The organism is Neglectibacter sp. X4, assembly GCF_009917365.1.
In the GTDB taxonomy this organism is placed as follows: Bacteria; Bacillota; Clostridia; order Oscillospirales; family Acutalibacteraceae; genus Acutalibacter.
In genome coordinates this window covers 1-19,799 of the sequence record NZ_QWLE01000035.1, presented here as the reverse complement: position 1 = coordinate 19,799, position 19,799 = coordinate 1, and the positions used below count along the sequence as shown (strand labels likewise).

20 protein-coding genes, 2 pseudogenes and 1 riboswitch are annotated in these 19,799 nt (G+C 50.7%); of the genes and pseudogenes, 5 read left to right on the top strand and 17 right to left on the bottom strand.

Translation table 11 applies throughout. The annotated features are described in order from the left end of the window. Positions 1–7: 7 nt before the first annotated feature. From D1841_RS11845 to D1841_RS11775, 15 genes are all read right to left on the bottom strand, one after another. On the bottom strand, positions 8–1,231 hold the full coding sequence (locus tag D1841_RS11845) for a restriction endonuclease subunit S (RefSeq protein WP_160643210.1): 1,224 nt from the start codon (positions 1,229–1,231) through the stop codon (positions 8–10). After that, positions 1,225–3,915 carry a class I SAM-dependent DNA methyltransferase gene (locus D1841_RS11840; RefSeq protein WP_160643209.1) on the bottom strand — a complete coding sequence of 897 codons (2,691 nt, stop codon included), beginning with the start codon at positions 3,913–3,915 and terminating at the stop codon, positions 1,225–1,227. The genes D1841_RS11845 and D1841_RS11840 overlap by 7 nt, the downstream gene beginning before the upstream one ends. 50 nt (positions 3,916–3,965) lie before the next feature. Then, on the bottom strand, positions 3,966–4,151 hold the full coding sequence (locus tag D1841_RS11835; protein ID WP_201751298.1) for a helix-turn-helix domain-containing protein: 186 nt from the start codon (positions 4,149–4,151) through the stop codon (positions 3,966–3,968). 216 nt (positions 4,152–4,367) lie between these two features. Continuing rightward, positions 4,368–5,354 (bottom strand): DUF4268 domain-containing protein, encoded by a 987-nt coding sequence (locus D1841_RS11830; protein WP_237076314.1) that lies wholly within the window; start codon positions 5,352–5,354, stop codon positions 4,368–4,370. A 148-nt stretch (positions 5,355–5,502) separates the two neighbouring features. Further along, entirely contained in the window at positions 5,503–6,651 is a 1,149-nt protein-coding gene (gene rlmD, locus D1841_RS11825; RefSeq protein WP_160643208.1) for a 23S rRNA (uracil(1939)-C(5))-methyltransferase RlmD, read from the bottom strand. Between the two features lie 37 nt (positions 6,652–6,688). Further along, on the bottom strand, positions 6,689–7,888 hold the full coding sequence (gene hydF, locus D1841_RS11820) for a [FeFe] hydrogenase H-cluster maturation GTPase HydF (protein WP_160643207.1): 1,200 nt from the start codon (positions 7,886–7,888) through the stop codon (positions 6,689–6,691). 6 nt (positions 7,889–7,894) lie between these two features. Beyond that, a complete protein-coding gene (locus tag D1841_RS11815; RefSeq protein ID WP_160643206.1) occupies positions 7,895–8,092 on the bottom strand; it encodes a PF20097 family protein in 198 nt (65 codons plus the stop codon). Further along, entirely contained in the window at positions 8,089–8,838 is a 750-nt protein-coding gene (locus D1841_RS11810; protein WP_160643205.1) for a hypothetical protein, read from the bottom strand. The genes D1841_RS11815 and D1841_RS11810 overlap by 4 nt, the downstream gene beginning before the upstream one ends. A 59-nt stretch (positions 8,839–8,897) precedes the next feature. Next, positions 8,898–10,346, bottom strand: coding sequence for a [FeFe] hydrogenase H-cluster radical SAM maturase HydG (gene hydG / locus D1841_RS11805; protein ID WP_160643204.1), 1,449 nt, complete (start codon positions 10,344–10,346; stop codon positions 8,898–8,900). 82 nt (positions 10,347–10,428) lie between these two features. Next, positions 10,429–10,977, bottom strand: a complete 549-nt coding sequence (locus D1841_RS11800; RefSeq protein WP_160643203.1) for a hypothetical protein — start codon at positions 10,975–10,977, stop codon at positions 10,429–10,431. A gap of 11 nt (positions 10,978–10,988) precedes the next feature. Continuing rightward, the gene (locus D1841_RS11795; protein WP_160643202.1) at positions 10,989–11,921 is read right to left on the bottom strand and encodes a hypothetical protein; all 933 of its coding nucleotides are present in this window, start codon (positions 11,919–11,921) and stop codon (positions 10,989–10,991) included. After that, entirely contained in the window at positions 11,908–12,978 is a 1,071-nt protein-coding gene (gene hydE / locus D1841_RS11790; RefSeq protein WP_160643201.1) for a [FeFe] hydrogenase H-cluster radical SAM maturase HydE, read from the bottom strand. Before hydE ends, D1841_RS11795 begins: the two co-directional genes overlap by 14 nt. Then, positions 12,975–13,235, bottom strand: coding sequence for a TM1266 family iron-only hydrogenase system putative regulator (locus D1841_RS11785; RefSeq protein WP_160643200.1), 261 nt, complete (start codon positions 13,233–13,235; stop codon positions 12,975–12,977). Before D1841_RS11785 ends, hydE begins: the two co-directional genes overlap by 4 nt. Positions 13,236–13,609: 374 nt before the next feature. Further along, positions 13,610–14,101 carry a hypothetical protein gene (locus tag D1841_RS11780; RefSeq protein WP_237076313.1) on the bottom strand — a complete coding sequence of 164 codons (492 nt, stop codon included), beginning with the start codon at positions 14,099–14,101 and terminating at the stop codon, positions 13,610–13,612. A 15-nt stretch (positions 14,102–14,116) separates the two neighbouring features. Further along, positions 14,117–14,527, bottom strand: a complete 411-nt coding sequence (locus D1841_RS11775; RefSeq protein WP_160643199.1) for a DUF4430 domain-containing protein — start codon at positions 14,525–14,527, stop codon at positions 14,117–14,119. A 118-nt stretch (positions 14,528–14,645) separates the two neighbouring features. Next, a riboswitch (cobalamin riboswitch) is annotated at positions 14,646–14,849 on the bottom strand. A 411-nt stretch (positions 14,850–15,260) separates the two neighbouring features. Here D1841_RS11775 and D1841_RS11770 point away from each other — a divergent pair. The 3 genes and pseudogenes from D1841_RS11770 to D1841_RS11760 all read left to right on the top strand — a co-directional run. Then, complete coding sequence (locus D1841_RS11770; RefSeq protein WP_160643198.1) at positions 15,261–16,628, top strand: hypothetical protein; 1,368 nt, start codon at positions 15,261–15,263, stop codon at positions 16,626–16,628. 36 nt (positions 16,629–16,664) lie between these two features. Beyond that, entirely contained in the window at positions 16,665–17,369 is a 705-nt protein-coding gene (locus D1841_RS11765) for a response regulator transcription factor (RefSeq protein ID WP_160643197.1), read from the top strand. A gap of 207 nt (positions 17,370–17,576) precedes the next feature. Then, positions 17,577–17,966, top strand: a pseudogene (locus D1841_RS11760) (helix-turn-helix domain-containing protein); the annotation flags it as partial. Between the two features lie 123 nt (positions 17,967–18,089). Here the strand turns inward: D1841_RS11760 and D1841_RS11755 are convergent. Beyond that, positions 18,090–18,440 (bottom strand): TnpV protein, encoded by a 351-nt coding sequence (locus D1841_RS11755; protein ID WP_201751296.1) that lies wholly within the window; start codon positions 18,438–18,440, stop codon positions 18,090–18,092. 425 nt (positions 18,441–18,865) lie between these two features. On the opposite strand from D1841_RS11755, the pseudogene D1841_RS11750 reads away from it, so the two are divergent. Then, positions 18,866–19,096, top strand: a pseudogene (locus D1841_RS11750) (sigma-70 family RNA polymerase sigma factor); the annotation flags it as partial. On the opposite strand, the gene D1841_RS11745 reads toward D1841_RS11750, so the two are convergent. After that, on the bottom strand, positions 19,084–19,518 hold the full coding sequence (locus D1841_RS11745) for a hypothetical protein (RefSeq protein WP_166554264.1): 435 nt from the start codon (positions 19,516–19,518) through the stop codon (positions 19,084–19,086). The pseudogene D1841_RS11750 and the gene D1841_RS11745 overlap by 13 nt on opposite strands. A gap of 119 nt (positions 19,519–19,637) precedes the next feature. Between D1841_RS11745 and D1841_RS11740 the strand changes: the two genes are divergently transcribed. After that, the coding region (locus tag D1841_RS11740) for a transposase (RefSeq protein ID WP_161880024.1) at positions 19,638–19,799 on the top strand (162 nt) is incomplete at its 3' end.

Sequence of the window (19,799 nt, the reverse complement as noted above, 5' to 3'; positions counted from 1 at the left end):
CGCCTCCTTACTTAGTCAAACGGACGCGACCTGTCAGCAGGTCATTCATTGCGCCCTCTCTGATTTGAATCATTTTTTCTCGCTCTGTTTCCAGATCTCGTATTTCTTCATCCATTGCTGTCAATACTGCAGAAATAGCTTCTTGTTCCTTTGTGTCAACAGGTATCTCAAACTCAAATTTTTTCAAGTCCTTTTGATACAGGTGTTTAATTGTAGAACCTGCCGACAGCGTGTCAATAAACTCTCTGAAAACAGAGGATTGTAATACACGAAACAGAAAGGCAGGTACAAGGCGAGAATTCGTCCTGAATACAAACACGCCACTGTTCAGTGTGGCAGGTTTGTTAAGTTCAGGAACAATAGCTACCTTGCCAATAGTGCCATCCTTGGTTACCAGAACATCATTCTCAGAAACCTGTATATTGGTATCCATATCATAGCGTTCCTTGGTAACATACGAAATGTTGTCCAGGCTCACAGTTCCATTACTGAAATCTGTACCTCCAATCAAATAACTGTAGCCACTTCTCAAATACTCGTGTTTTTTCAAGCCCTGCCATCCAATTCTTGCCTTTGGGGTAATTACCTGGTTGAAAGTCACAGGTGTCCAATCACCAGCATAACCATCCAAGCGTGTCTTTTTGGTGATTAAATCTTCCAGCGCACCATCACGAATGCTTTTCTTTTTCTCGATTAGTTCAGCAAGGTCATCAATATAGGTGTCAAACAGCGACAGGGTACGAGCAATTTCTTCCTGTTCGGGAATAGATGGAAGCACCACATTAACTTTTTTCACGACTTCCTTATTTAGGTTTTGAACACCGCTTCCTGCTGCAAACGACTCATATTGACGTTGTACATATGAGGATGACAGAAGATAATATAGAAACTCATCTGTTGCTTCTGATTGAAAATCGTATAAGCGAAGCCAACCGTCATGTATACATCCATCTATGTTCAAAATATAAGGTCGTCCAAAACTCATCGAATTTGAAAGAATAAAATCACCGGGATAGACACGAACTGAATGTAATGCCCCTTTTGGTGTAATTCTTTCAACCGTTGATATAATGTATTTTCCGTATCTCGGGGCATCACCGATTTTTATCCAGTTAACACCATCTGTACTTGAGGTTAAATAACTTTCAATAGGACGAGGAGATGCACCTCTCTTAATTTTCATAAATTCAATAAATGTTTTCTCGTTCCATTCGGCAGGATAAGTTACCATTTGTATCCCATCCTTTCCAGAGCCGATACTACTGCTGCTCTTGATTTCGCAGTTCTATCCTCAATCTCACCAAGGGTGTGTTCATATCGCTTTGCAATCAACAGCACCTTGGAAGAAAGTGTATTCAGAACCTGCTCAATTTCATCGCATACATCCGCCGACAGTTTTGCCATCCACTTCATATCAAAGAGAAGATGCTTGATTTCTTCATCGGTCAGTTCCGCATATTTTGTCACCAGTTTTTCATCAAGTGCTTTACGGGCTGCTTTATATGCCTTGTCCACGGCATCCATCTCGGCATACTTCTGTGCGTAAAGTGTCAACGCCGCATATTCGTCTGCGTAGATTTCCGGCACAGCAGCGGACTCTGCAGCCACCTTCAATGCAGCTTTCAGTTTTGCCTTACCAAAGGTTCCGTTCTTGTTTCGGATATCAAACTCACCCAATTCCGGCACTTCTCGAACAAGAGTCTCCATCTCCGAAGTATTGCCATTGTCAAACAGAGTCACGAGCTGCATCATAGCATCCATAACGGCTGATGTCTTTTTGGCATCCAGTTCCTTGATGCGCTTGTTCAGATTGGCCTTTGGAATACCATCGCCCTTTTCGTTCAGCACATCTTTCAAAAGGCCGTCATCTCCGGACTCTTCTTCACGCATTTCATCCAGTTCGGCCTCAAGAGCAGTGGACTGTTCCATCAACGCTGTCAATTCAGCAAGTTCATCCGCAAAGTAAACAGCCTCCATGATTTCTTTCGGAATCAAAGCGCCTTCAAAGGATTTTACCTTGGAAGTATCATCAACTTCCACAGTTTCTCCACTTTCATCCTTCTGCTTTTTCTTCGCATATTCGTAATCAATTTCCCTTGCAACCTCATAACCGCCTGCCTTGATAGCATATACATCATCCTGTAGCTTTGCGTTCCAGTAATTCAGCAGGCAATCATAAACATCGTAATTGTCAAGCAGTCTTGCCTGTTCATATGCCTCACGAAGCATTGTCGCAATCGTGCGAATAAGTTCCTTCGGATTGGTGTCCGCATCAATGCCAAGGAGGATGTCCTTTACTTCCGCCTTCCACTGTTCAAAAATCTCTTCTGTTTCACGTTTCTTTTCGGCAAGGATGCTCTCGTCCTGGCTGATAACACCTTCAATCTCACCGGATGCGAGGGCGAGTGTATAAATGTTATGCACCTCATCAATACAAGTGAAAATTTCCTTCTTAAGATCAGGTGCGATAGACCACAGTTTCTTAAGCGAATCAATGTCTGTTCCCGGAATACCACCTTTCAAGTGAGCAGCAATATTCTGCGGAAGCGTATCATCAATTTTCGGGATGTATCTCGGAATGTTCAGATTACCTCCGTTTTCATTCAACACATCACTGTATTTCACAAAACGAGAGTATCCCGGAATAATGTCTTGATTGATGAAGGTCTGAACAATTTTCTCAATATCCTGTTCACGAAGCCTGTTCTTGCTGCCATCCTTCTTAAAGCCACGGCTGGCATCAATCAGAAAAATACCTTCTCTTGTTTCTGCATCTTCCTTGTCAATGATGATAATGCAAGCAGGAATGCCTGTACCGTAAAACAAGTTCGGTGGCAGACTTACAACGCCCTTGATATATCTTTTCTTCAAGATTTCAATACGGATAGTTTCCTCGGCATTGCCTCTGAACAGAACGCCGTGAGGCATAACAATACCTGCCTTACCCTTGGTGTCCAAAGATTTCAAAACGTGTAAGAACCAGGCATAGTCGCCATTCTTTTCAGGTGGAATGCTGTACCCATCAAATCTCTTATATTTATCCTCACTCGGCTTAATTCCGTCCGTCCAAGATTTATCCGAAAACGGCGGATTCATTACGATGAAGTCAAATTTCTTCAATTCATTAAACTCATCCAAATACTGAGGAGTGGACAGCGTGTTGCCACTCTTGATTTCGCCAGTACCCTTGTTGTGCAAGATGAAGTTCATCTTTGCCAAACCGGCGGTATCAGGATACTTTTCCTGTCCGAAGATAGTTACAATGGAATCACCGTTTTCGTCCACAGGTGCCTCATCAGCAGACCTAATAAGAAGGCTGCCACTGCCTGCCGCAGGGTCATATAATGTCCATTTTTTTGTCGGCATCTCCTTAATATTGCCGATGCCAATCAAACGAGCAATAATACGGGACACCTCACTCGGTGTATAGAACTGTCCCTTACTCTTACCGGATTCCTGTGCGAATTTCATCATGAAATACTCATAGGCATCACCGATAATATCATCGCCGCTTGCACGGTTATTTTTAAAGTCAATCGCAGGATTCTGGAATACGGCAATCAAGCCGGAAACTTTATCAACAAGTTCTTTTCCAGATCCGAGTTCTTCTGGGTTATTAAAGCTAACATCCGGCAGAGAACCCTGTAGACGGTTGTCCTCAAGGAACTTCTGGATAATCTTATCCACACGCTCGCCTACATCACTCTTGCCTTTTGCAGCAATCAAATCTTCAAAGGATGCACCCTTGCTGATTGTGAACTCAGCAAACGGCTGACCCTTGTATCTGTCAGACACATATTTAAAAAACAGCAAAACCAACACATAATCTTTATAGCGTGACGGCTCCACACCGCCCCTAAGCTTATTACAAGCCTCCCAGAGCATTGAATACAATTCGGATTTTTTCACAGCCATAGCCCTCTTTTATCTCCATTCTAATAAGTTATTCTTTAAAACATACGCTATCATTCGATAGCACTCTTTCCGCTTTTTACCCATGCATCTAATTCAGAGGATTTAAATTTCCACTTCTTTCCGATTTTATGGGCAGGAATTCCTGTGTCCTTTTTAATCCAGTCTCTAACTGTAATAGGCTTAACTCCTAAATATTCTGCGGCCTCTTCAATGCCTATCCATTTGTCATTCATCATTTCATTCACTATTTTCACCTCGTCAAATGTTGATGGTTAGAAAACTCCTTTTTATATTATATCACCGTTTTTACTTGTTTTCAATATATTATGTGATGTTTCTTGATGTTTGGTGATGTTTTAAACAAAGACACCATAATAAAAAAGCCGAGAGCCAGAAGAATACCTCTAACCCTCGGAATGTTATACTTTCAAACTGTCTCAGTATTCACTTGTTTATAAGTATTTCTTGAAGGCGTTTTTCATCTTCAAGGCAACGTCCATCGCCCAATCGAACTGTTCAGACCACTTATCCTTATTATCAAAATCTGCCGGATGGGATATAAGGATTCTGCTGGCTTTCTTGTCCGGCAATTCTCTCCAGTCAAGTTTCATATCCATATCCGTTTCAATTTCCGTCTTATGGGAATGAAACTTATGGAACAGTTCTTTATCATCGGAAATATACCACTCTACAACAATCTGGTTATCCTTGCGAATCTGATTGATGCTGATATGACAAGCAGAGGAGCCTACGCTCATAGTCATCCAATGGTCTGTGCTTGCCTTTCTCTTATTGAACTGCTTTGCAAATGCATGGTTTTGGAATGCATAATCATTGAAGGCAACCCAATAATCATATCTCGCTTGCAGCGTAGGGGAATTGCTGGTGTTACGCTTGATTTCCTTTGTCCAGTCATTTGGCTTTTCTACCACTTCAAATTTAACGGCAATGTCAGAACTGCCGATTTGGTAGAGTTTGATTTCTACAAGGAAGAAAGCAATATTCTCATCGGTGTGATTATTGAGCCACTCAATTGCAGAGCGATGTTCTTCTCTTGCTCTCTTTACAACCCAAATTACGATATCAGCAGATTTCCCGGATGCATATGTAATCAGCTTGCCCAGGTGGTCATGGTTCGTATCCTCAAGCTGATTCTCGATGATGATTTTTCTGTCCGTTCCGGTTTCAGTTGCGTAGATATCCACATTGAAGTCACCAACACTGGACTCCGTCTCATCAACGGTTATCTCTAATCCAACAGCATCTGCCAACAGGGTAAGATTATCCTCTTCCGCAAGCCAAGGAGTGAAGTCTAATGCCTCATGCGGCCATACCTTTCGCAAATCTTTTATTTCTTTCAGTTTTCCTAAATTAATCAACTCTATTCCTCCTTGCCGTGCAATTAACCATTCTATCAACTCAACAATAGGCAAAATCATCTTGTCCACTCGACTTTGCCTATTTTCAACCTGTCAACTCAACCTATCATTTTCGCCATAAGCCGAGTGTTAAATCTTCCGTTTCACAGCCATCAAAACAATATGCCATTTGCACGGAAATGCCTTATTTTCAAGCCTTTTTCGGTATTCAGTTCTGTACTTTTGACATCAAGACTACGCACTCGACGTGCTGCGTATGAGGGAACATATCTACTGGCTGGATGGCCTGGACGCGGTAATCCTTTTGCAGAAGCTTTAGGTCTCGGGCCAGAGTTTCGGGGTTGCAGGAGATGTACACCACCCGCCGGGGGGCTAGGGTGCGCAGGGCCTTCAGGAAAGCTGCGCTGGCCCCGGCCCGGGGCGGATCCATAAAAACTACATCGCAAGGCTCTTTCTGGGAAGCCATTTCCTCCATGAAATCCCCGGCGTCAGCGCAGGTGAAATAGATGTTTTTCACTTGGTTTTCCTTGGCGTTGCCAATAGCGTCCCGGACTGCGTCCCGGTTCACCTCCACCCCCAGCACCTGGCCTGCGCCGTTTTTGGCTGCAATCATCCCGATGGTGCCAATGCCGCAGTAAGTGTCCAGCACCTTTTCCTTCCCGGTAAGTCCGGCAAACTCAATGGCCTGCTGGTAGAGCGTCTGGGTTTGCAGGGGGTTTATTTGGTAAAAGGACTTGGCGGAAATGCGGAACCGGCAGCCGCACAGCTCATCCACAATAAAGCCCGGGCCATACAGCACTTTTTCCTGCCTGCCCAGCACCAGGGAGGTACGCATGTCGTTTATGTTCTGTATCACAGTGGTGATTTCCGGGTGCCTTTTCAGCAGCTCTGCCAGGAAATGCTTTTTTGCCGGAAAGACAGGCGTGCCGGTTACCAGCACCACCATAATTTCCCCGGTACCAAAGCCCCTTTTTACCAGCACATGGCGCAGGAATCCCCGGCTTGTGTCCTCGTCGTAAGGGGTCAGCTTAAAGCCTTTCAGCATCTCCCGGAGAGTGCAGATGATTTCATCTGCCTTCTCGTCTTCAATCTGGCAGGAATCCACTGGCACCACCCGGTGGGTGCTGGACTGGTACACCCCGGAAATGGCCCTGCCCCGCCGCTTGTCCCAGGCAAAGGCGGCCTGCACCTTGTTGCGGTAGTGCCAGGGGTGCTCCATCCCTATGATGGGGCGCACCTTCCCAAAGGATCCCAGCAGCTTTTGGCAGCGGGCCTGCTTCCATTGGAGCTGCCGCTCATAGGAGAGATTTTGAAGCTGGCAGCCCCCGCATTTTTTATATACCGGGCAAGGCTCCATACCTGCGCCCCCTTTCGTTTTTTACGCTGGCCGATCCTTACACCAAAGCCTGCAGGGCAGGGAAAGGGGCAAGGCTCCGTTTAAGGATGCCATGGATCTGGGCGATAGCCACTCCATAGTTTACCATAGGTACGCCGGCCTGTTGGGCGCAGGCCAGGCGGTGTTGCATTTCCTTTTCGTTGAGCATACAGCCGCCGCAATGGACAATCAGGGCATATTGGTGTAAGTCCTCCGGGAACTCCCCGCCGGAGGTGAAGTGGAATTCCGGCTCTGCCCCGGAAAATTCCCGTATCCATCCCGGCAGCTTCACAGTGCCGATATCCCCGCACTGGCGGTGGTGGGTACAGCCCTCAGAGATGAGCACCTTGTGGCCGTCCTGGAGGGATTTCAGCTTTGCCGCCCCCTGCACCAGGGTTTCCAAGTCCCCTTTATAGCGGGCAAAGAGGATGGAAAAGGAAGTGAGCTGCACATCCTCCGGGGTGTCCTTTGCCACCCGCCCGAAGGCCTGGGAATCTGTGATAATGAGCCGGGGCTTTTTTCCAAGGCCGGCAAGCAGCCCCTTCAATTCCTCCGGCTGGCAGGCCGCAAAGGCACAGCGGGCGTCCAGAATATCCCGCATGGTCTGCTGCTGGGGGAGAATCAGCCGGCCCTTGGGGGCGGCCTCGTCTATGGGCATTACCAGCACCACAAGATCGCCGGGGGAAAGCAAGTCCGCCACAATGCGCTTTTCATTTTTCTCTGTCTTTAACAGCGCGCCCAGCTTTTCCTTCAGTTCCCCCACGCCCTCCCCAGTGAGGGCGCTGACATAAAGCCCTTTTTCCGGGAGGGGCCTGCGCACCGGGAGCAGGTCGGCCTTGTTCAGGGCGATGATGTAGGGCAGCTTCTTTTCCTCGAACAGGCTTACCAGCTCGTTTTCCGGAGCTGTAAGCGTCCGGGCGCTGTCCGCCACCAGCACGGCGATGTCGGTCTGGGCCAGCACCTGCCGGGCTTTCTCCACCCGCATGGCCCCCAGTTCCCCTTCGTCGTCCAGACCGGGGGTGTCGATGATGACCACCGGGCCTAAGGGCAAAAGCTCCATGGCTTTTTTCACCGGGTCAGTGGTGGTGCCCTTTACCTCCGACACCACCGAAAGGGCCTGGCCCGTCACCGTGTTCACCAGGCTTGATTTTCCCGCATTGCGCAGCCCAAAAAAGCCGATATGGGGCCGCTCGGCGGAAACTGTTGCGTTCAGGCTCATGTTCGCTCACTCCTTTTCCTGGTCCAGGTTTTCTGTATACAGCTCCGTATAGCCGCACCGGGGGCACACGGCTGCTTGCAGCCTGGAGACTTCCTTCGCGAAAAAGCGTCCCTGTTTCCCCAACTTTACCTGATAGCCGTGGCCTCCGTCCAGCAGGACATAGCCTTCTTCCATCTCGGTGTTGCAGCGCAGGCATTTTCTCATGATTTTTCTCCTTTTATGGCCGTGAAAGAACGGATAAAATAATCTTCCCCCGCCTTTTCTATGACCAGTTCTTTCCCGTACTCCTCCGAAACAAAGCGGTACATATCCCCTTCTTTCCAGCCCTTTTCGCACTGGAAGGTGCCGGGGGCGAAATCGCCGGTGAAATTGTAGAAGGAATCATATTTTTCCAAATAGATGACTTTGCTGGTATCCTTCAGGTCGTCCACCGTGATACCGGCATATTTTTTCAGCAGCGCCGATATCTCCTCCTTTTTAAAACGGTGGACAGGGATAATAAAGTCTGCGGTCGCGGGAGGGCTTCCCATCCCCATGCCCAGTATGTCCTCATATCCCTCCAGCCCGGGATACTCTCCTTCCTTTGCCGCTGCCATTACGTCATCGTATTCCCCTGCTTCGTGGCACCCCAGCATGGTCTGTGCAGGGCAATACCGCAGGAACTCTTCAAAATCCAAGTCCCGCACGTCGGTGTATTCGCTGGTAAAAAAGCAGCTAATCTCCGAAGCGTACCGAGTGTTATCCCCATACCGGACAGGCGCAAAGGCTTCGTTGGCCTTCTCAATTTCCTCCGGCGTCAGGGTGACCGCTTCCTCCTCCGGCGCGGCCTCCGATACTTGTGAAGAAGCCGGGGCGCTGCTGGGTGGCGGCGCGGAAAGCTCTGTCTTTGTGCATCCCCCTAAGACCAGTAGGCAGGCGCACAAGCACAAGGATAAAAATTTTTTCCCCATACGTTTTCCCTCCCAATAAGTGTTTTTATCAGGATACCATGCCCGCCACCCGGTGTCAATCAGAACCTAAAGTCCCGGCGGTTGGAATTCTTAATGTCCTTTATATTCTGCTCCGCAATCTCACGTACCTTGTCCTTGGGGATGCGCTTTAACTCCTCTTCCACCATCTTATAGCCCACTTCCCTGGTTTTCTCCGAGGCATAGTCCTCCAGATATTCCGACAGGGTCATGAGGGCGTTGGGGTGGCAGCAGTTCAAAATCTGGCCGGATTTGCACAGGCTCATAAAGCGGTCGCCAGTGCGGCCCTCCCGGTAGCAGGCGGTGCAGAAGGAGGGGATGTGCCCGTTTTCCATCAGCCAGCACACCACCTCGTCCAGGGTGCGCTGGTCGGATACGTCAAACTGCTCTGTGTCGTGGGGGCGTTCTTCCTCCGTATAGCCGCCTACAGAGGTGCGGGAGCCGCCGCTTACCTGGGAGATGCCCAGCCGCAAAAGCTTGCTGCGCACTTCCTCTGTCTCCCGGGTGGAGATAATCATGCCGGTGTAGGGCACAGCCAGGCGGATGCAGGCGGTAATTTTGGCGAAAATTTCGTCGTCAATGCCGTTGTCGAACTGATCGGGGTCGATGTCGTCAGCCCGCTTTAGCCGGGGCACGCTGATGGTGTGAGGCCCAACGCCATGAACGGCCTCCAGGTGCTCGGCGTGCATAATAAGCCCTGCAAACTCGTATTTATACATTTCCAGGCCGAACAGCACGCCCAGGCCCACATCGTCAATGCCCCCCTCCATGGCCCTGTCCATGGCCTCGGTGTGGTAGTCATAGTCGTGCTTGGGGCCGGTGGGGTGCAGCTCCAGGTAGCTTTCCTTGTGGTAGGTTTCCTGGAACAGGATGTATGTGCCGATGCCCGCCTCCTTCAGCTTCCGGTAGTTCTCCACTGTGGTGGCGGCAATGTTTACGTTCACCCGGCGGATGTCGCCGTTTTTGTGGTGGACGCTGTAGATGGTCTTAATGCAGTCTAAAATATACTCAATGGGGTTGTTCTTGGGATCTTCCCCGGCTTCAATGGCCAAGCGCTTGTGGCCCATGTCCTGCAGGGCGATAACCTCTGCCTTTACCTCCTCCTGGGTCAGCTTTTTCCGGGGGATGTGTTTGTTTTTCAGGTGGTAGGGGCAGTAAACACAGCCGTTGACGCAGTAGTTGGAAAGGTACAGCGGGGCGAAAATGACGATGCGGTTGCCGTAAAAGGCCAGCTTGATTTCCTCGGCAATTTCGTACATCTTCTCAATTTTTTCCGGGATTTCGCAGGCCAGCAGGACAGAGGCCTCCCGGTGGGTAAGCCCGGCGCAGACATAGCCTGTTTCGGTTTTTCGGGGGCGGGCCTTTTCCAGAATCTGGTCAATAAGCGCCGCGTTGTCCTTGTTCTCTTCAGCATAAGCCAAAGTCTCCCGGATTTCCCCGTCGTTAATGAACTCCTCAGCCTTTAAAGATTTCGGATCGTACTTTGCCATTTTGCATTTCTCCTTTTCTTTGGGGCAGCGCAGGCGCTTAGGAAAGCGCCGCCTTAGCCTCAGAATTTTGATGGTTTCAGGTTTATATTGTCCCCTTGCCCGGCGCATACCGTTCAAGGAACCCTTCTATAGTTTGAATGTTTTCTTCCAGCACCGCCCGGTACACATCCATGGAGCGGAATTTTTCAAAAGAGTACAAGCCCCGGGCAAGCAGCCCGCGCTTCATCTCTGTGATGCTCTCCCGCTGGGCAGGCGTGGCCCGGGCGGCTATGTCGTCGCAGAGGGTCTCGGCCTTTTCAATGCTTTCCCGGTCGAAAAACCACAGGTCAAAGTTCCACTTTTCCCCGTCTATCATGGCCTCAAAGCCCTGGAACCACACGGTTTTCGCCCCGCCGTCCGTTTCCTCCCTGGCCTCATACCAGACGGGATGGAAGGCGTCCATCACAAACCCTGTCAGGCGGTACAGCTTTTCTAAATCCATGCCGTCGTTTTCAATGTCGATGTCAATATCGTTCCAGGCCATCATATCCATGCGCAGGCTGCCAATGATGTGGGGCGTGCCGTATGCTTTCAGATGCTCCAGCAGCCCGGAGGCTTGCAGGATGTGTTCCGCCTTTTCTCTCAGGGTCATATGGCATCCTCCTATCCATATTTCTCCGCCATTTCCCAACAGCTTTCTGCAAAAAGCGTTCCGGCTGCCGCCATCACTTCCTCGTGAGGCAGGGCGGGGAAACACTCCCGCTTTCGGCCCAGAAGCCGTTCCATGCCTGCGGCAATGCGGGCCGCCGCCCTGGCGTGGCCGTTTGCCTTGTTCCTGTCGCCGGCTTGCTGTGCAAAGGAGGTGAGCAGATCCCTTTCCTTAGAATAAACCAGCTCCACCAGCTTGGCCCGGTATTCCAAATCTTCATTGCTCATGTCCGGATATCTTGCCAAATCCGCTGCGTGCTGGGCCTCGTGTTTCAGCAGGGAAACCTGGAAGCTTTCCGATTCCAAATTGTACGCGGGCTTCACGCAGTGGATAAGCCCATCTCCATTAGACCATCCCCCAGTGCGCACAATGCCAAAGGAAATATAATCCATCCAGCCCTGAAAAACAAACCCATCCAAAAACTTTACAGGGTATTCCTGCTCCCCTTCCGGGAGTTGGACAGCGTAACGCTTTAGCTCCTCTGTTTTCCAGATGTATGGCCCGTAATAGCCGCTGGTTTTGCCGCCTAAAAAGTGGAACCCCTCTGCCGCAAAGGCTTTGGCGGCTTCTTTTTCCTCCAAATCTTCCATAGAAAGGCTTTTGTCCAGGCCCAGCAGACTCGCGAGCCTTTGCCGCAGGGCAGCGGCGGCTTTTTCCGGCGCCTGTTCCAGATAGAAAACATCCCGGCAGTATTTCTGATATGCAAGGAGAAGCTGATTCAGCTTAGGGCAAACCGCATAGGAAAGATACTTCTCCTGCTGAAACCGGGCTTCATATTTTTCCAGCAGCTCCTGGTGCTGGGGAAACCTGCCGCAATAAGCCATGGCTTCCTTTAAGCAGCCCTTTATAATAAGGCCCCGGTATACGCTGTGGTTATACTCTTCCATGGCGGCCATCCTTCTTTACGTCACCCCTGTCCGTCACAATTTCATAGCCAATGGAGCGCATCCGGGCGCTGAGGCAGTCCTTGCACTGGGCAGATTCCTCCCCGGTGCAGATTTTATTATCATACAGGGCGTATTTTTTCCGCACAGACACAGGAGAGAGGTTGGGCATTACCACGTTTGCCCCGGAAAGGATGCCCATTTCCCGGCCTTCGGGGTGGATGGTGCCCAGGGCTGTGGTGGCGGGCAGCAGCACCGGCGGGTGCAGCAGCCGGATGATGGAAAGCAGGAAGCAGGTAAGCTCCACCGTTCCGGCAGGCTCCTTTGCAAAAACCGTGTCCGCGTGGGGCACAAAGGGCCCGATGCCGCACATGTCAGGCTTGAACTCTTCAATAAACTTAAGATCCTTTGCCAGGGTCCGGGCCGTCTGTCCCGGGGAACCCACCATGAACCCGCAGCCCACCTGGTATCCCAGCTCCCGCAGGCTTTTCAGGCACTCCATGCGGTTTTCAAAGGACATCCCCGCCGGGTGCAGAGATGCATAATGGGCCTTGTCCGCTGTCTCGTGGCGCAGAAGATACCGGTCGGCCCCGGCCTCCTTTAAAGCTTTATAGCTTTCATAGCTGCGCTCTCCCAGGGAGAGGGTGATGGCGCAGTCTGGATATTTCTCCTTCAGCTCCCTGATAAGGGCGCACAGCAGCGCATCAGTATAGTAGGCGTCCTCACCCCCCTGGAGCACAAAGGTGCGAAAGCCCAGGCGGCGGCCCTCAGCCGCGCATTCCAGGATTTCCTCCGGGGTAAGGCGGTACCGCTGGCAGTTTTTATTGGAGGCCCGGATGCCGCAGTAGAGGCAGTCGTTTTTGCAGATGTTGCTGATTTCAATCAGCCCCCGCACGTACACATCCTTGCCGTATATCCCCTGCCGCACCTCCACCGCCTGCCGGGCAAGCTCCTGTGCAAGTTCCGGGGTGCGGTTTTCTATGAAAAAGGCGTATTCTTCTATAGAAAGCCCTTGGCCTTTTACAAGGCGGTTTGCCAAAGAAGATAAATCTGCTGTCATGCTGTGCCTCCCTTCTGGTTTGAAAAAGCTGTTTTTACGCTGACTCCCGGCAGGGCGCCAATGCGCCCTGCCAGGGCAGAGATGGTGTCCTGGGGCGCGTCGATGGCAATGCTGATGATGTTGATGCCCCGCGCCCGGTAAGGAATGCCCATCCTGCCGATAATATACTGACCATATTCGTGGAGCAGCCCGTTGAGGGTTTCCACTGTGTCGCTGTTTTCCACAATCATGCTCATAACTGCAACCCGCGTTTCCATATGTCTCCATCCTTTCCCCAAAAGAGGACAAAAAAGCCGCGCCTTTGCAAGGCACGGCATAAAAACCCACAGGGAAGCTGTGCGTTTTCTAAAAGCTTTCGCTGTCCGTGCCTTTCACGCAGATGTGTGTCTTAATGTCAGGCACTAATAGTATACCTCATTTGTGGGAAAAAGTAAAGCGGCTGGGGAAAACGGAAGCATCCTTTTTGTGGTTTTTTATTTTGCGTATAGGGCTTGTTTGAAAATAGAGGAAGTGCCGGATTTTCGCCTGAGAGGGTTTCTGACACAGAAATCCTCTCACATTGGGCATAAAGGCGGTATTTCCGATTTTTCAAATAAGCCCATGGCTGCTGGGGTATGCTGTAAAAAGGGCTTTATGTGATGCTGGGCAGCCTGTCCAAGGCTGTGCGCAGGGGGCGGTACAGCACCAGGGCCAGAAGGAAATTCGCCCCGGCGTGGATGAAATCAAAAGGCAGGCCGGCTATGGCCCAGGCAAGGGCCATGGAAGCGCCGCCCAAGGGAAGGTAGGCAAGGGCGCACAGGGAGCCAAAGCACAGCCCGTATCCCCCTGCAAAAAGCGCCCACTGCCATGCCCTGTCCATCCAGCGGAACAGCCAAGCAAGGCCTGCCAGCAGGGGCCAGACGTACAGGTACATGGCCCACCACAGGCCAAAGCCATACAGCAGCCCTTCCAGCAGCAGGAACACCCCCAGCGCCCCTATGACATACCGCCCGAAGCACAGGGTGAACAGGATGAGCAGCAAAGTCACCAGCTCGAAATTGGGCAGGAAGGCCAGCGCTTCCTTGGAGGCTGCCAGCACCACGCCCATAATTGCCATCAGGCAAAGCGCAAAAATCTTTTTCATGCAGGGGGCTTTGCCTTAGTAGCCTGTGGTGAGGGTGAACTCAAAGGCGTCCCCGTCAGCAATTTCCGTGGAATCCACCCCGCTTGTCCAGGTTTCCCCGCCCTTTGTCAGGCACCACCATTCCTGCTTGGAATCGTCTGCTGTCTCGCCGTCCACAGTTTTCACAAACATGCCGAACTCGCTTTCCTCTCCGGCAATCAGGCCCTCCTCTTCCAGAGCCTGCCGCAGGGTTTCCTTGTCTGTGGCAAGCTGGAAATCCTTCACGCTTTCGTCCCGGTGCACCACCTGCAGGGTGATGTTCTTCACAGGGCCGCTTTCACCATCCCCAGCATCAGGCTTTTCCCCGCAGCCGGAGAAAAGTCCCAGCACCAGCAGCAGGCCCAGCGCCAGGGCAAGGCCCTTCTTTGTGTACGTGCGTCTGTTCATAAAAAATACCCTCTTTCTTTTGAGAGGGTGTCTGTGTTTCATCCCTCTCAAATAGTAAAATATAGTGAGGGGCGGCAGTCCTGCGGGCAGGACATGCACAGCACACCGGCGCTCGCGGCTGCTGTGCGGCCATCCGGGCAAGTCTTTCGGCTTAGGCGTCAAACGCGCCCCCCTTTCCCTTCCCAGCAAAAAGCCAGTGGGCAAATGCCTGAAAGCATTTAGCAGGAGGGCGCTCCGCCATCACGGCGACGTGCTCGCCGGGGATTCCCACCCCGTTCCTTTGTTAGGGCTTGTTTGAAAAATCGAAAACGCCGTCTTTTTGCCCATAAGCGGGCATCTTCTGTGTCAAAAATCCTCGTCAACCGGCAGGTTGACTTGCGGTTTTTTCCTGGAACCTGACCACTTCTGACCAAAAATTCGTCATTCCCTCTATTTTCAAACAAGCCCTAGGCTGTGCGCACCCGGATTCCCAACGGGGAACATGATACCACCAGGGGCAAAGTTTGTCAAATTCCCCTGGCTTTTCCTTCCGCACACACCCCCTTGCCATGGTGGGACAGAGTATGGTATAATAACCTACAATAGGTTACTATACACGATTTCAATTGTCGCAACCAGTTTGCCGTTTTCACGTGGGCGGTTGATGGCACAATACCAAAAAGCTTGATTCTCATTTTGTTTCCTCCTGCCTGGGGGAAGCCTTATAAAAACCTGGACGGAAAGGGGGAGTTCCATGAAGGGCTGGATAAAAAGCGTCCTGGGGGCGGCGGTGCTGTGCCTGGGGTTTTCCGGATGCTCGTTTGCGGGGTTCTCCACCCAGAACCTGATGTCGCCCCCCAAGGTGAACGCGGATCAGCAGAGCATTTACAAGGTGCTCCAGGGTGCCCAGCAGGATGTGACGTTTATTTACCCCCGCAGCGGGCAGTACCGATCCGCCATCATTATGGAGGATTTTACCGGGGACGGGGTGGAGGATGCCATTGGCTTCCACCTGCTGGAGGATAACGGCACAAACGGGGTGGAGGTGCAGTTCCTGACAAAGAGCGGCGGGGAATGGGCGGCTGTTTCTGCCTTTACCAACAACGCGACCCAGGTGGACAGGGTGTGCTTTGGCAGCCTGAAAGGCGGCGGGAAAAGCGTGCTTATCGGCTGGGGCAGCACTGCCGGCGATACGGGCCGCACCGCCACTGTAAACGCATACCTCTTTGAGGACGGAGAGATGCGGGAATACACCTTGGGGCGGTATGGCGAGATGACCCTGACGGATTTTGACGGGGACGGGGCAAGCGAGGTGTTTACCATTGACAAATACCTGCCCGCCCCGGAGGAGGGGGCGGAAGCCTCCCCTGCCCGGGCCAGGGTGTATGCCTTTAACCAGGGAAAGCCGGAGGAGATGGCTTCGGCCCCGGCAGACAATGCCATTGCCTCCTATTCCTCTATGATTTTCGGGCAGCTTACAGAGGAGCAGCAGGGGGTAGTGGTAGACGGGGCCACGGCGGACGGCAGCATGACCACCCAGATATTTGTGATGGAAGAGGACAGGCTGCGCAATTACCCGGCAGGGGTGAACACAGAGAATTACCTGAACCCTTACGCACGGCCTTCTGCGGCGGCTTTCACCTCCCGGGACATTAACGGAGACGGCATGCTGGAGATGCCTGCCGTCACCCGCCTGCCCGGCCTGCCGGAGGACGCGGTGCCGGACACCACCAGTTATCTGGTGGAGTGGGACGCCTTCCGGGAGGGGGGCCACAGGCGCACCGTCCTGTATGCCATGATGAATGTGCGGGAAAACTACTGGTTCCAGGTGCCGTACCGGTTCAGGCGGGAGCTTTCCGCCTCTAACGATCCGGTCCGGCGCACGGTCACCTACACCCAGCTTATTGGGGCGCAGGACGGCACCCCGCTTCTGGGCACAGCCTTGTTCACCATCCGGGTGTTCAGCCAGTCTGCCTGGGAGAGCAGGGGGGAGGGAAGCGGCTATGAGATGCTCTGCTCCCAAAATGATTCCGTTTATGGCATTCAGGTGCTGACAAAGGATGAATTCCTCCTGCGGTGCATTGATCAGGTGAAAGAAAGCTTTCAGATGATAACGGTGTAATGCCGGAAAGAGATAAATCATGGGGAGGACTGCGGCATGAAAAAAATCCTGGTGGCTGAGGATGAGCAGAACATTCGGGAATTTGTGGTGATAAACCTGGAGCGGGCAGGCTACCGGGCCTATGAGGCGGAAAACGGGGATCAGGCCCTAGCCCTTTATGATCAGGAAAACGGCGCTTTCGATATTGCGGTGCTGGACATTATGATGCCCGGGGAGCATGACGGCCTGGCAGTGTGCAAGGAACTGCGCCGCCGCAACAGCTCTATTGGCATTATCCTTTTAAGCGCCAAAACTCAGGAGATGGACAAGGTAAGCGGCCTGATGATGGGGGCGGATGACTATGTGACAAAGCCTTTTTCCCCTTCCGAGCTGGTGGCCCGGGTGGACGCGGTATACCGCAGGGTAGCCTTGGCGGCGGAAAACCGGGAGGGCGCCCTGCGGGACGAGCTGCATTCCGGGGAGTTCTCCCTGAACCTGCGCAACCGTTCCTTCATGAAAAACGGCGTGCCCATTGAGCTTACTCAGGTGGAATTTCAGATTATGGAATACTTTTTCTCAAACTCCGGCACAGCCCTGAACCGGGGGGATATCCTCCGGCACGTGTGGGGGCCAAGCTATGTGGGGGAGGAAAAGATTGTGGATGTGAACATCCGCCGCCTGCGCATGAAGGTAGAAGACGAGCCTTCCAGCCCTAAGCATATTGTAACAGTGTGGGGCCTGGGCTACCGCTGGGACGTGTAATGGAATAAAGCGGATGAATAAAAATCCCCTGGCGAAGCCGGGGAATTTTTATTTTCATATGCGAGCATGGCCCTATGATATCAGCCACGCATCACGTCGCGTTGGTACGTTCTGTCACTTGCATATGCAAGCGGTACGGTTTTAATTTAAACCCGTCAAAACAAGCCCCTATTGCGTAACAAGACCACAAAAAGGAGTGATGAAGCTATGGCAGTTTTCCGAGTGGAGCGCAACAAGGGCTATACCGTTATGAGCAACCACCATTTACGCAACAAGGAACTGACATTAAAGGCAAAGGGGCTTTTGTCGCAAATGCTTTCCCTGCCCGAAGATTGGGACTACACCCTTGCGGGGCTGTCACAGATCAACCGGGAAAAGATAGACGCTATCCGGGAAGCCATAAAGGAGCTGGAACGCGCCGGGTATATCGTCCGTTCACGGGAGCGCGACGAGAAAGGACGCTTGCGGGGAGCCGATTATGTAATCTATGAGCAGCCGCATACAGAACCTACGCCGGATTTACCTACGTTGGAAAATCCAATGCAATTAAATAAAGATATACAAAGAACTGACTTACCAACAAAAGAAAAAATAAATCCCTATTTCTCAATTTGGCTTTTTTCCTATTATACACAAAAACATGGGATTTTTCAATTCACAAACTATCGTTGCTTAAGTTTGAATGGCATTGTCACTTATTACGGAAACGCTGTCATTCACCTATGAATAAATTATATCATTTTCAACAACTTCCCTTACACACGCCAAAATGTTATTCGTCTTTTGAATCCATAAGAGTTGATTTTCGGATTTCAACTGTTCTGTCACGCCCTGCCTGTCGGCATATTCCGCTACCAGCCGAAAAAGCATATCCTCTGCCAGTGCGTCTACACTTGCAAGATATTCATTCAGCCTGCCGCTTGTAAGAAGGTTCATATTCAAAACCTTATTGTTTAGCTTCAAATACCTTGCATGTCTCTGACCCCATACGCCGATATGCCTTTCTTTTTCGGCAGGTAAGTCAAGCGCAGGTAAATGATAATCGCCAGTCCTTGTATATGTCCCGCCCATCTGCTCAAATAATGGTTTTTCCACAGTTCTAACCTTCCATAATTTTATTTTTTGGTTAGTTGTTGAGTGCTTTAATAATCACATCATTAACCAATAAATACTATTTTGAACTTTGCATTACTTTTCTGCATTGCAGCAAAGAAAATTACATTTTACGAATATATAATTAAATCTTCATATAGAGAAAGCCAGTGTGAAAAGCATTCCTACTTTTTACGCTGGCTTTTGCCCTTGCTATCGCCCATAAGCTGTATTCCAATAATGTTTTTAAATTATCTCCTTATGTGGTAACAGCTTTTGCGGTTTTTCTTTTGTCGTTTTTTATCGGAATGTGCCGCAGGGTTGTTTCTGCTGTTGGCTGTCGTTCGCCGCCTTTCCAATCTGGATTTTTACATTTTCAAAAATTCAGATTGGAGGAAAATACGGTGAAATCCGAACCCCAAAAAGTATATATCAAAGAAAGTAGCGGCTATGTGGAACTGTCTTATAAGGATTTCTGCCGCCGTAGGCAAACCGACCAAAGCTATATGGACAAGCTGTTTATCCCCGTACAGGGCTGCCTGCTTGAAGTCATGCGGGAACAGTACGCAGATTTCTACAAGGATAAAGAACGGTGGCGTTATCTGAAAAAGCTGGACACAAATCACAGCCTGCTATGCTTTTTGCTGTATATGGCCGCAAAAAGATTAAAAGAGACTGCCCCGACAAATGTTACAAATAAATCTTCCATTGTATCGTATAACCCGATATCCAAATACCCATCCAGTACAACCTCACTGTCATTGATCGTCACCTTTTCAATCTGGGATATGGTGGTAACTCTGCTGTCAGAACCTGTATCAAGAGAAACCGTAGAAATTTCGCTTACCCATGTGTCTTTCTGCATATCCTTTTTCATAATACGGTCAACGCCAAATTCAAAAAATTCCCATAGTACCCCAATCAGCATAGAAAAGGAAACTGCCACAACCATAAGGAATACCGGGGACAGACGAAAAAGTATTTTGTCCTGCTTATTGAGAAGTACGACTAATGACAGGCTTAGTGCTGCACAAACAATACCGTTTACCGTGTGCATAATGGTGTCCCAATAGGGGAAGCGGACGAAAAAGTTTTCAACCTCCCCTAGATAGTGTCTACACAAGGTAGAGGAATTGTGATAGAATGGAAACATCAAAAAAGACAGGAGAGGAAAAGATGGATGCTTCCTATCACAGACACGATATAAGCGATCAGGTGTGGTCGTTGCCGGAACCCCATTTGCCAGGACAACGAGGACAGTGGGGAGGGATTGCCCAGGATAACCGTCGCTTTATCAATGCGGTGTTTTGGGTATTGCGAACCGGAGCGCCCTGGCGA